At 34.2% G+C, this 12670-nt stretch carries 12 protein-coding genes; 1 reads left to right on the top strand and 11 read right to left on the bottom strand.

Features of this window, described 5'->3' with window-relative positions; all coding sequences use genetic code 11:
• Positions 1-6: 6 nt before the first annotated feature.
• Genes BUA82_RS01290 through BUA82_RS01280 form a run of 3 tightly spaced genes read right to left on the bottom strand, consistent with a single transcriptional unit; the run spans position 7 to position 3341 of the window.
• Complete coding sequence (locus BUA82_RS01290) at positions 7-924, bottom strand: class I mannose-6-phosphate isomerase (RefSeq protein ID WP_073003920.1); 918 nt, start codon at positions 922-924, stop codon at positions 7-9.
• Entirely contained in the window at positions 921-1493 is a 573-nt protein-coding gene (locus BUA82_RS01285) for a glucose-6-phosphate isomerase family protein (RefSeq protein ID WP_073003919.1), read from the bottom strand. Before BUA82_RS01285 ends, BUA82_RS01290 begins: the two co-directional genes overlap by 4 nt.
• A 15-nt stretch (positions 1494-1508) precedes the next feature.
• Positions 1509-3341 carry a class I mannose-6-phosphate isomerase gene (locus tag BUA82_RS01280; protein WP_073003918.1) on the bottom strand — a complete coding sequence of 611 codons (1833 nt, stop codon included), beginning with the start codon at positions 3339-3341 and terminating at the stop codon, positions 1509-1511.
• A gap of 211 nt (positions 3342-3552) precedes the next feature.
• Between BUA82_RS01280 and BUA82_RS01275 the strand changes: the two genes are divergently transcribed.
• Complete coding sequence (locus BUA82_RS01275) at positions 3553-4917, top strand: hypothetical protein (RefSeq protein WP_073003917.1); 1365 nt, start codon at positions 3553-3555, stop codon at positions 4915-4917.
• 420 nt (positions 4918-5337) lie between these two features.
• On the opposite strand, the gene BUA82_RS01270 is transcribed toward BUA82_RS01275, so the two are convergent.
• The 8 genes from BUA82_RS01270 to BUA82_RS01235 form a co-directional block, all read right to left on the bottom strand.
• A complete protein-coding gene (locus BUA82_RS01270) occupies positions 5338-5829 on the bottom strand; it encodes a hypothetical protein (protein ID WP_073003916.1) in 492 nt (163 codons plus the stop codon).
• Between the two features lie 487 nt (positions 5830-6316).
• Positions 6317-7171: an AAA family ATPase gene (locus BUA82_RS01265; protein WP_073003915.1), complete on the bottom strand. Its 855-nt coding sequence runs from the start codon at positions 7169-7171 to the stop codon at positions 6317-6319.
• A gap of 18 nt (positions 7172-7189) precedes the next feature.
• Positions 7190-7987: an ABC transporter permease subunit gene (locus BUA82_RS01260; protein ID WP_073003914.1), complete on the bottom strand. Its 798-nt coding sequence runs from the start codon at positions 7985-7987 to the stop codon at positions 7190-7192.
• Between the two features lie 2 nt (positions 7988-7989).
• Positions 7990-8877, bottom strand: a complete 888-nt coding sequence (locus BUA82_RS01255) for an ABC transporter ATP-binding protein (RefSeq protein WP_073003913.1) — start codon at positions 8875-8877, stop codon at positions 7990-7992.
• Positions 8878-9033: 156 nt separating this feature from the next.
• Positions 9034-9507, bottom strand: a complete 474-nt coding sequence (locus BUA82_RS01250; protein WP_073003912.1) for a GyrI-like domain-containing protein — start codon at positions 9505-9507, stop codon at positions 9034-9036.
• Positions 9508-9810: 303 nt separating this feature from the next.
• A complete protein-coding gene (locus tag BUA82_RS21170; RefSeq protein WP_073003911.1) occupies positions 9811-10611 on the bottom strand; it encodes a dATP/dGTP pyrophosphohydrolase domain-containing protein in 801 nt (266 codons plus the stop codon).
• Positions 10612-10963: 352 nt separating this feature from the next.
• A complete protein-coding gene (locus tag BUA82_RS01240) occupies positions 10964-11719 on the bottom strand; it encodes an ABC transporter permease (RefSeq protein WP_073003910.1) in 756 nt (251 codons plus the stop codon).
• Positions 11719-12669, bottom strand: a complete 951-nt coding sequence (locus BUA82_RS01235) for an ABC transporter ATP-binding protein (RefSeq protein ID WP_073003909.1) — start codon at positions 12667-12669, stop codon at positions 11719-11721. The genes BUA82_RS01240 and BUA82_RS01235 overlap by 1 nt, the downstream gene beginning before the upstream one ends.
• Between the last annotated feature and the right edge of the window lies 1 nt (position 12670).

Below are 12670 nucleotides of genomic sequence, written 5' to 3'. Positions count from 1 at the left end.
TCCTTATTACGGTCTATAACTACACAGAACTCTGCAGTCTCCTTGTATTTCATACTCATTTATCGATGCGGGTATCAATAAGGTTTCAGTGTAATGTAGACTATATTTTTCTTCATCTATTATAATATTACACTCATTGAGTACGCAAGTAAGTATATGATATTTATTCTCCTTAGTAATCCTCTGTGATCCTATGGTATCAATAACATCCACCTTAAACTCCTTAGACACTACACCATTTTCTATCCTATTCTTGTTTCTTGAATCCAATGGGAATTCCTTTTTAGATGCCCTAAGGGAAGTGTCAAGGACCTGAAAACCTTTATCCAGATGCAATTCTCTCCCTCTTCCATAATCATACATACGGTAGGTAACACCACCGAAACTTCCAATTTCCATAACAAGTGTCCCTTTTCCACAAGCATGTATCAGACCTGCCGGAATATATACAAAATCACCCTGCCTAACAGGAATGCGAATGAGATACTCCTCTATGCTTCCGTTAATTGCAACTTGCTTTAGCAATTCACTATCATTTATACTACATCCAGCAATAACTGAAGAGTTTTCATCACATTCCAACACATACCAGGACTCTGATTTCCCAAAGTCATTTTCCATTTTCTTTGCATATTCCTCCCCTGGATGCACCTGTATGGACAAATCTTCCCTGGCATCAATATATGCAGCTCGGATCATCTGGTCGCTATTATCATTCCCCATTAGGTCATTATAATGAAGATTGATTAAATCACGTAAATTCATGCCCTTATACTCATCATTGAGTATGGAGTTTTCGCTCTTTCTATATGCGCATACCTCACGGATAATCCCTGTGCCTTCCTCCAGGTTTCTCAATTTGGATAGACGGTTTCCTGCCCATAATGCCTTTACATTAACAGGCTGCAGTCTAATTGGCTTCATAGCTTCTGTACCTTCCAAATAATTTGTCCATTTTCTTTGTAACAACGATATGGGAAACCATTTTCTTCAATTCTCTTGTGGTTTTGCTTGCTAGATGGAAGGCTGCAGGCTGCAACAGCAAGGAGTGTATCTCCACTGTTTATTATTCTATGGGCATAATGTCCATTGATGTAGTGAAGTGAACCCTTATATATTTTTTCTGCGTAAAAATCCTCCATGCCATCCCAGAAAAGCAGAAAGCCTGTACCACCTAACCCGTAATAATATTCATCACAATCACTGTCGTCATGATAGTGACCTGAAGTCATGGCACATTCTCCATCTACTGTAAAGGGATTTATATAAGTGATACCCCACTGCAAATTGCCTTTTACGAAGCTTTCTCTATTTAAGTTCTGATTGGCCACCCTATAGGCAATTTGGTCACCAAAATCATTAATAGCATCGTTGTTCTTGTAAACATTAATGCATTCTCTGATCATCTTTTGACGCCACTGTACCTTTTGTCCGCTTAACTCGAAATCATCCCAGAATTTTTGAATAGCTTTTGGCTCTCTAATAAAATCCATGATTTTACCTCCAAATTATAAAATATAATTCTCAAAATTAGGCTTTAGATAGGTTTTATGAACAACTGCAGGTTGATAACCCTTATTAACGATTACATAATCAGTAATATTTGCTGGAATAACCACAATCTCAAGGTATTTTTGAGTGAACTTAAAATCCGGGTTTGATTTAGAGTACACCTCTATTTCTTCACCGTCAACAAGTGTTATTACCGTAAACTGATCATTATTATTTGAGCTGTAGATTCCCCTTGTATTAAGCTCCACCCTGCTGGTTTGATAATACATCAAATTCGTATCGCCTACTATATATTCTTTAAAGTCCTCACATTCTTTTGTTAGAATAGGTTCTATCATTATGTTTTTCCTTACCCAATCAGCATTTCTATTATATTCAAGTACTTTTTTTGCGTTTTTCATATGAATTGGACGGGGCTTTCCATCCTTGTCCTTTCGATTATAGTCATAAATCTTATAGGTATAGGAGCCTATGGTTAAGCTTCCCAGTTCCAATATAAACTGGTTTTGGCCTGAAGCATGAATAGTACCTGCTGGCAGCATGAACTGCTTACCTGGTATGGAAGCTTCCCCATTTATATATTTTTTATAATTAACGTCACTTCCATCACTCTGGGATTTTTCCGCTAGCTCAATGAACTCATCAACGTTAGCATCATTTCTAAATCCCACATATGTTTTAGCATTATGCCCTGTAGCTATAACATAGTAAGCCTCATCCTGGGAGCCCTTTTCATTGTAGTGCTTCCTTGTAAACTCTCCCTTTGGATGTACCTGTATGGACATGTTTCCATCACTATGATAGGTATCATCATAATTGAAACGAATTGGGAAATACCCTCCAAAGCTCTCATATGCTTTTTCACCTAGGATAGATTTTCCCTCAAAGGTCATGAAGGTAGCAAAGGGCAATTCAAATTTATATGAATTCACATCCACAACTATACTGGTTTCCATGGGAATGAACTCAAAAATCCATGCTATGTTTTTTGAAATATCCATAGGAATATTCCTTACTTTTCTGATGTATTCACCACCCCATATACCTTCCAGATAGACTGGTTTACTTCTAAACGGATATTTCACCAGTGTGCCAAGCAGCTCCTTCAAGGCTCCAAATGGCAACAGCTTGTATTCATCATCCCAATTTCCATCAATATAAAAGTCAATGAAATTTTTATCTATAAGCTTTTTTCTTTGATGAATTACAATTTCAAAATCAACAAAATAGTTACGACGCATAAGAGCATTAAATGGTCTTGTCTCATTATCGCCTATATTCTTAAATTTCCCCTCACGAGCTCTTATAGCAGAGCTTTTAGGGGAAATATCAATATATACCACCTTGGCTGCAATTTCTAGCAACGGCTCAAGAGTCGCTCCATGTCCATAGACAATACTTACCCCATCAAAATCCATTATTGCACGAACCATGGTTTTTAATTTTTCATAATCTATAAAATCCTCAAGCTTTCCATCAAACAAGCTACCAAATAACAACACCGGATCATCATCATAATTCAGTGGTAAATTTGACTTTGTAAGTTCATTAATTTTCTCTTCACTCAGGTATACATCCTTCATGTCAAAGCCTTTACTGCTTTTACCTGATATTTGCTTTTGCAATTGTTCTACAAAATTCACGAAGTTACTTCCTACATATCCATCTACGAGGACAACAGGTTTTTGGAATTGGCCTAAACTTCCTATGATCTTCTCTGCTACATTCTCATTCCCTACTACAATAGCTGACCTAACAAAAGATGATAATAAAGGTTTGTTGATTGCAGATAAATCATCATAGGCTAATGGTTTAAACATAAAGCTCATAAAATACTCTCCTTTATTAATGAGGCATGGGATTTGCTGCCCATACTCCATTTTTATAAATTATTGAGGATTGCACCCCCTTATATTTAATATAGCCCATTTGTAATTTTATTTCAATCTTTTTTATTTTTTATTATTCTTTGTTATTTTATTTCATTTATAAGAATAGTGTGATATTATTAAATTAATTTATATGCATAAGGAGGTAAATATGAAAATAACTGTTGATACTAAAAATTCATATCGAAAATGGCCCCATGTGGAAAAGTTTCAGAATACTACATTGCGTTACACCCCTTCTCCTCTATTTCCAAAGGTTATGGAAAAGGTTATTGGCCGTCCCTCCATCATCAGACTTTTTATTACCTTGGATGAAGTATGGGATTATCGAACTGATTCATATTATTGGGATTATCCCATTGGAGTTAACAGGTATCATGGGGATAAAAATCATTATGACTATGACTGGCCATTAACCGTACCCTCACCTGTAAATGCTCATATCCAGGAGTACTTGACATCCCATGCAGAATGCGCTGATAGAGTATTGCTGAATTTGCGCAGATATGAAAGGGAAACTATAGATGGTATCATCACACATCAGCAATATGAAGAAGTTTTCCAAAGGGTTGTTGAGTATTATAAGAATCTATGTCCAAATATAACATATATCGAATGCTGCAATGAAGTTGAACTGCTGCAATTTGGAAAATTAAATATGAAGGAGTATTACAGCCTATATCAGTGTGCCTATCGTGCTATCCAAAGACTAAACAAAAAACATGATTACGAAATTTCCCTTAAGATAGGTGGGTTTGGATTATCCCATGGAATCACCCACTGGCATTTCTGGCAGGAATTTTTAGAGCTTTTAAGCAGAGATGAGGAAAAAATCATTGATTTCTATTCCATGCATGAATATCATACAAATCCACAGCGTATAATGGAGTTTTGCATGCGTCATCAGGAGATGATCAATGAGCTTAATCTCCCTGTTCTTCCACTGCTTATGACTGAATATGGACTCAGGGTTGGAGAGGGAGATGCTGGCCGCCCAACGAATATTCAAAATGCAGCTGGTGAAATCCCTGGAATGATATTAGGCTCCCACTACCCTAACCTAAAAATGTTCCCATGGTGCACTTTTCATAACCCGAATCAGCAAATAGGAAGAACCATGTTCATACTTAATGAAGAGAATGAATATATTCCCACACCAAGCGGACACACAATGACCATGTTTAAAATGCTGGGCACCCATGAGCTTATGATTGAGGAATATCTGGAGAACAAAGCCGTTGCAACAATAGATAACGAAAGAATATGCCTGTTAGTTTCAAATCCAGGCAAAAACCAAGATGCTATAGAAGTAATATTTAACAATTTGGAAAACGGAAGGTATGAGCTTAATCAATTTATGGTGGACAACCATACAAACAATTGCCTGACAGATCCAACATCTCATTCTCTGCAACCAACAAAGAAAATTGACGCTACAGTTAATAACAGCAAATTATGCATAGATGCTAATATGATAGGAGATTCCTTCTGTCTATGGACTTTAAGAAGAATATAACAGGAAGTATAAATTATTTATGGGCGGGAGAATAAATCCCCCCATTTTTTTGTTAAAAAAAGAGGACGATTCACTTTCGATATATCTGTACCACTTATATCTATATCAAAGAAGACTCAAAGAGTCTCCTAAAAGGGATATATTGCATTTTACATTAAGTATGCATAGTGATAGAGACATTTTATAATACACTATGGAATATTAGAATATAAGGTCAATAGAGTCAAATATATAAAGAGATATATGTTTGTAAGAGCTACCTTTCAACTATTAAGGAATAAAATATTAATTAGCATATAAATAAGCCCCCATTTGGTGGCTTTCATCAGATTTGACTAAGAACCAATTTTAATTGTAAATCAACAACTATTACTAAACTTCATTGTAGCTAAAACCTTTGCCTTCATTTTAATTCAGTTTCTAATGCTTTCCATCTAAAGATTTGTTATTAATTTCTTCGATTTCGTTAAGAAATGTAAGGTTATCATTTAAGTTCTTTCTATATTGTTTTACATCCAAATTATAGACTTTTACGTATTCACTGACTCTAATAGTACCAAGACTTACTACATTCGATATTATTCTCAACAAATGCGCCAGATCAAGTGATTCATCGTTTCTTACAGCATTATTCATTAATGCTTCTGATCTTTGCTTAAGACATTCTCCATCATAGTGAATCAAATGGCTTGAAAATGAGTATGTATACAATGTAGCAGCTAATACAATTAATATACTTTCTCCAGTTGAATATAACTGTGTGAAAAGCTCTGTCAATACCATCTGATTAAATTCATTTATATTGGCTTCCTTTCTGTAGAAAGTAGCTATACCAGTTGTTAGTTTTCTATATAACTCTAGTGCCCTGTAGGAAAATGTTAATGGAGCATTTATAATTCTATTACTCGTCATTGATTCTTTCATTATGAATGATTTTTATTAATTCCATCAGAATTCTTACCATTCTTTTTACAATCCTAATAAGTGTCTGATTTCATAAGGTATTAAACCAATAACCCTATTTAACCATACTAAAAAGTACTCAATTTACTAAGATTGAATATTTTTTTATATAATTAAATATTAGAGAAACTTAATCCGGCGAGTATATACCAAGCTGATATCCCATGACTAAGCTAGCCAATTAGTAAAACTCAAGTAAAGGCTTGGGTGGTTCCTTTTGATATGTATAAGCTAAATCTATTATATTCACATCAGTATTCACAGGATCATGGGCAGACGAAAGTAACGTACGATTTCTTATATATTCTTTAAAAATATACCTTCTATTAAGCGAAATAAATTGTGAAAATATAAAAATAAGCTATTTTGCAAAACTTACCGTACTGGGTGGTATATTTGGTAGGTTATGCTCATAATCTACCAACTCTCAAAAGCATCAAAACTCCTTTTCATACCTTTTAAAAAACTCATAATATGTACGCACATTCTCCAATTCTGTCCACATTTTCACATCCACTGGATCTTCATCAAGATCATAGATTTTCGCTCCATGCATGGCTAACAGAAATGGGGAATGGGTTGAAATAATGAATTGACAGCCCAAATAGCGTGCAGAGTCCTCTATAAATTGCATTAATTCCATCTGACGTTTTGGAGAAAGGCTATTTTCAGGCTCGTCTAATATATAAAGTCCATTTTCACCAATTTTTTCAGTAAAATATAGAAATGCACTTTCCCCATTAGAATATTCCTTCACATTATCCATCAATTCACTTCTTACAAACCGAGACTGCGTTTTACTTCTAGCATTATTTACTTTTTTAAGCTCCTCATAATCCGCTATAGAATTCATCCGAAAATGAGAATATTTAGCATCCAAATATTCTTCAAAGAGTTCTTCTCGTTTTAAGTCAATTCCTTCGTTGAGGTTACGGATATTCAGCATATAGTCAAATACATCATCACTGGTAATGATTCTACTATTTTCAGGGATTTCCTCCTCAAGCTGCATCTCACACATATCTACATAATCCGTATAGAAATTTGATTTATTATAAACAGAATCCCTATGAATTCCTACTTTTTCAGCTATTGCATTTAATGCAGTTGATTTACCTGATCCATTTCCACCATATAAAATAGTAATGGGTTCAAAATCAATTCTTTCAAAAGTATGTTTTGATAGTACTTTAAAGGGATAAAATGAGTCATAGCAGGTTCTTTTTATCTCCATGAAAAAATTAAATTCCTTATCATCATTTGGAAATTCAAAAGCTCTTAAGTAAATCATGTTAATTCTCCTGACATTTTAAATAGATAAATTTTTCTTCCTGAACACTAATATACTTGCAGTAAATAATACCACAATCAGCCCTATATAAAAAACCATAAGTCCAGTGGGAATTCCATCGTGTGCAATGGTTGTTGGGTCATAAAGCCCATATATAGAATAATTATTTAAATCTTTAAGTTTATCTGATGCGTTTGCTATCATTGTCATTAAGAAAAATCCAATAGGTACAGCAGATCCGAAACCCATAGCTTTTGTTGCGTCGCTAAAGAGGCATGAGAAGAAAAAGCAAATCATCATTACAGACAAGTTCACAAGCAGTGTAATTAAAACCACATTTATATACTGTGAAACAACTAACTTTCCTGGGAACATTAGGTTACAGGCTGCAACTGTTGATACAAAAGTAACAGCAAATAGCACTATAATACTTAAAACAGCATAAATTCCTTGAGTCATTATTATCTTTGTTCTAGAATTTGGTGTGGATAGATAATATGCCATATATCCACTGTCAACAGGACGGGCAACAACTCGGCCCCCTAAGATTATGCAATAAATCATAGGAAAAACAAGCATGATCATTCCATAAAGTGTGGAAGCGATGTATCCTGAAAGATCTCCTGCTACTTTTCCGAAGCCCATGGCATCTATAAGACCTTTTGGCAGAAGCTCTAGCATCTCATCAAATTGTTTCATACTTTCTGGATTATACATACTAATCATCTCAACAGAATAAAGCAATAAAACCATAAAAAATATTATAAGAAGCATCCAATTTCTTTTTAAAGTTGATTTAAATAATGGAAAAGACATAATTAATTCCCCTTTCCGCTATAAAAGTGCATAAAAATATCTTCCAGTGATTGTGCTTTAACATCCAATGATAACACTTTTATTTTAGCTATAGTTTTGATAAATTGGTCCACAGCATCCCCTTTGATATAAACCTCCAAAGAACCGTTTATAGCCTTCTCAATTTCAAACCCTGCATTATTTAACATAGTTCTAGCTTCATTTTCATTATCAACTTTAAGAATAAATCCATTACGCTGAGAGTTTTTTAGAGAAACCATATCAGAACTTGCAACTATGCATCCCTCTTTGATTATTAGAACATTTTCACAGGTTCTTTCAACTTCATCAAAAATATGGCTACTCATAAGTATTGTCTTGCCTTTACGTTTCTCCTCAAGCACAAGCTCAATAAAACGATTTTGCATTAGTGGATCAAGACCACTGGTTGGTTCATCTAAAATTATAACCTTTGGATCATGCATAAAAGCTGCAACAATGGCAAGCTTTTGCTTCATACCTTTTGAAAATTTCTTAATATAACCCTTAGGCTGGAATTCAAACATTTCCATCAGTTGTTTTTGGCGTATTTTATCTTTTGTTCCACGCATTTCGTTCATAAAGGACAAAAATTCATTAGCTTTCATCTTTTCAGGAAATACTGATTCCCCGGGAATATAACCTAAAATTTTCTGAATTTTAGGTGCATTAGAAAAACAATCAAGCCCATTGATTGTACAAGCTCCATCTTTAGATGGAAGGAAACCTAACAAGCCTCGAATAGTGGTTGTTTTCCCTGCTCCATTGGGGCCTAGGTAGCCCATGACTTCTCCTTCTTCTACGGTGAAATTAAGATCAAAAACACCCTTACCATTTGGATAAGTAAAGGTATGATTTTTTACTTTAATCATAGATAGCTCTCCTTATAAAAATTATTTATTACCATTCTCTCCGATAACCAGCCGCTCCCGGATAAGCTCTTCTAAGGTTTCTAAAGTATGCAATTCCCCCTTATTTAAAAACACCTCAAACACTCATTTATCAATATTTATGTTTATTCCATCATATTATAATCTTCTGATTGGGAAAAACAAATATAATTGTCCATTTTCTTCAGGACAATTATAATCAAATACAGCACCTTCTAATTTTATATTATTATTGTCCATGTAATTTAAAACATAATTAAAGGCTTCTCCGTATTTATTATCAACTTTTATATAAAGATACTCAAATGGAGGAACTATCCATTTTATCCAGGTATCAGGTGGTTGAGCATCGTCCATGACTTCTACTCCTGCTAAATATAATCCTCTTGTAAAATTCTCTTTCCAAGGGTTAAATTTCCTTGAAAAATCACTCATTAATCCCCAAATCCCTAAAACATTTCCCTTTTCATCTTTCTTTGCCAGAAATTCCACCTCATTAAAGTGCTTGTTGGCGTTTTCCCACAATTTATTTACAAAACCATTCCCATCATTACTTGAACCTTCTTTACCAATTACCGAAAAAGAACTTTTAATACATTTTTTGATTTCCATATTTATTCTCTTCCCCCCTATATACATTAATTATGATCACTTCTTTCTTCGTCATCCCTTTTATCTATCCTTTTATTCGATTATATACCTTATGATTATAAAATTACAAATATTTTACTTTTTAGTACATTACGTTTTTCCTAATATTTTTAAGTATATTTAATTAAATTTTACCATAACCTAACATCTCATTTTCTAGTCCAATTAATTTCTTGTACTATACTAATTCTAAAAAAATTACTATAAAAAAAGAGTAAGGCTATCTTCTCTAATATCCTCACTCAAAATGCTTTTTATAGCTTCTTATATAAAGTTTTTATACTGCTCTTTATAGTTTCTACTCATGTTATTTTGAAACTTCTTAATATACGCATTAGTAAATTCTTCTGCTGATATATCAAATCTATTAAGCACATCCATATAGTACATTAATACATCTCCTAATTCTTCTATAAATCTAGCCCTAACTTCTGGATCGTCCATTATCTCTTGTTCACCCTTTTTCTTTATTATTGCAATTGCTTCTCCTATCTCTTCAATCATATAAAGAATAAATGTTTTACCATATTCAGGCTTCATTGGTGACCAAGTCTCCTTATGTTTTTCCCATAGGCTATAAGATAACTCTAACATTTTAGATATTGTCAGATCATTATCTTGTTGTAGTGTACTTACTTGTCCACTACTACTTAAAAATTTAAGGGTTCTTTCAAATAAAAAAGGTTGAATTAGCGGATAGGTTAGATTTAATGGCATTTCATCAAATATCCTTACTTCCCCAATCTCTGAATCTGGTAACTCATCTAAATTCTCTACTTCAGCATAAAAAAGTTGTCCAAAACTTTCTACTCCATCTCTATCTACAGAATAAATGCATATAGGATATAATTTAAAATCTGTGGCTCCAGTTTCTTCAACTAATTCTCTTGAGGCTGTATTATAAATATCCTCCAGACTTTCTCTATGCCCGCCTGGAATCTCCCAGGTTTCTCTTTCCTTATGCCTTACAAATACCCATTTACCATTATATTTAGTTGATATTACCGCAAACTTTATTTGATTATCATCAATTGTTCCTACATCATAAAAATTTATTTTTTGCACTTCTACTTTCCTCCTAGTTAGTTCTTTATATTCAATTTTTATTTATCGTTAATAAGAATATCTAACATCGTGTTATTATTAATAAAGCTCTTCATTACTTGATAGTGTTCAGTTTCTTCATAAATACCCTTAATAAAAGCTATATATTCGCTTTCCTATCCTTCCGACAGTTGCTGGATATAAATTTATTATGAACCTATTCCGTGGATTCATCAATATACAATTTCTCCATGGCTTTCTATATTTAATATTATTATTGTCCATGTAATTTAGAATATAATAGAAACCTATGTACCTATGAATAAAAAGGCTGACCGCTTGATGCGATCAACCTTTCATTTTGCTTAATCAGCTATAGACTTGTTTCTTTTTTCAATCTGTGAAAACTCCATCCAAAGCTCATGGCGCACATAATGGCAAGTAAACTAAAGACAAAGGTGATATTTAATATACTAATGCTTTCCTGTAAAACCAAATCTCTCAAAGCATTGATTACGTGGGTAAAAGGGTTAAGATTAACAGCAATTGCCAAACCTCCCGTCAATGCCTCTGCAGGAAATAATGCTGTGCTAAGAAAGAACCCAGGCAGGACAATGGCGTTCATCACCGTTTCGTAAACAACTTCATTTGGCAAGGAAAGGCTGATTGCATAAGATAACCCTGCCATAAAGAAGGCTGTCATAAATACAATTAGAACAATAAGAATTACCCCAGCAAATCCGGAAGCAATTCTAACGGAGAAAAAAAGACTAGCGAGAAACATAATACAAACTTCAAGAAATGTACATAAAACCGCTTCTAAAATTTGACCGAGAACAATAGAGATTCTACTTACTGGAGCAATCAATACCCTATAGAAGCTGCCATCTGTTTTCATAAGATAATTCATAATACCGCTGCTGCTACAAGCTCCGAAACTTACCAATACAAGAAGTCCAGGTAGAATAAATGCTGTGTAGTTTTTAATTCCAATACCTTTCATAGATTGTCCAGCTACCGCACTATATAGAACTAACCACAGCATAGGCTGTAAAATGGTAATCACTACTGTAAAAGCGTTATGAAAACGCCATTTCATATTACGTCCAAGGATGGTAAAAACACTCATTAGTTGCCCTCCTCTTCATTTTTACTTGTCAACCTTATAAAAACATCTTCTAAAGTGGGCTGCACAATTTCTATCCCCATGAAAGCAATACTATTCTCTAATAACCAACGGTTGACTATTTTTAAATCCCCATGGCTGTTTTCTGAATTTATAAGGATTTCATCCTTTCCCAAGTGAGCTTTTTCATTAATAAATTCACTTTTTAGTAACTTTAAACAATCTTTTGCCTCTTCCTCGCCTGCAAAGCTTATTTTCACCATATCCTGCCGCAGATATCCACGGAGAGCATGAGGCGTACCCTGTATTACTTCTTTTCCATCTTTCATAATACAGATTGTATCGCTTAGGCTGTCAGACTCTTCTAAATAGTGGGTTGTAAAAAAAATAGTTGTTCCAAAATCATCTCTGATTTTCTTCATCATATCCCACATGGCCATACGTGACTGAATATCCATACCAACAGTGGGTTCGTCCAAAAACAAAATTTTGGGGTTTGACATCATATTAAGAGCTATGTCAAGGCGCCTTTTTACGCCTCCAGAATAAGAAGCAACGGGATATTTTAAATACCGTTCCAGTTCAAAACAGTTAATCAATGTTTCCATTCGTTTTTTTGCTTCAACTTTTGGAATTTTATATAGCTTGCTTTGAAACATCATATTGTCGGTAAGGGACAGGCAAGTATCAATGGAAATTCGCTGAGCGACACAGGCAATATCGGTACGGATTGCGGCAGCTCCGCTGTAAATATCTTTACCTAGCATAGTTACACTACCAGAAGTTGGATGCAAATAGGTTGTTAGCACATTAATGAGAGTAGATTTCCCGGCTCCGTTTTGTCCCAACAGAGAATAAATTTCCCCTTCCTTTACCGTCAAAGAAAGACCCTTTAACGCCTGTACACCGTTCTTATATTTTTTTACTAGGTTTTCAACAAGGATTGCCGTCATT

This window comes from Clostridium amylolyticum, from assembly GCF_900142075.1.
GTDB lineage: Bacteria > Bacillota > Clostridia > Clostridiales > Clostridiaceae > Clostridium_AA > Clostridium_AA amylolyticum.
The sequence above is the reverse complement of the archived record's forward strand: the minus strand, read 5'-3'. Positions and strand labels throughout refer to the sequence as shown.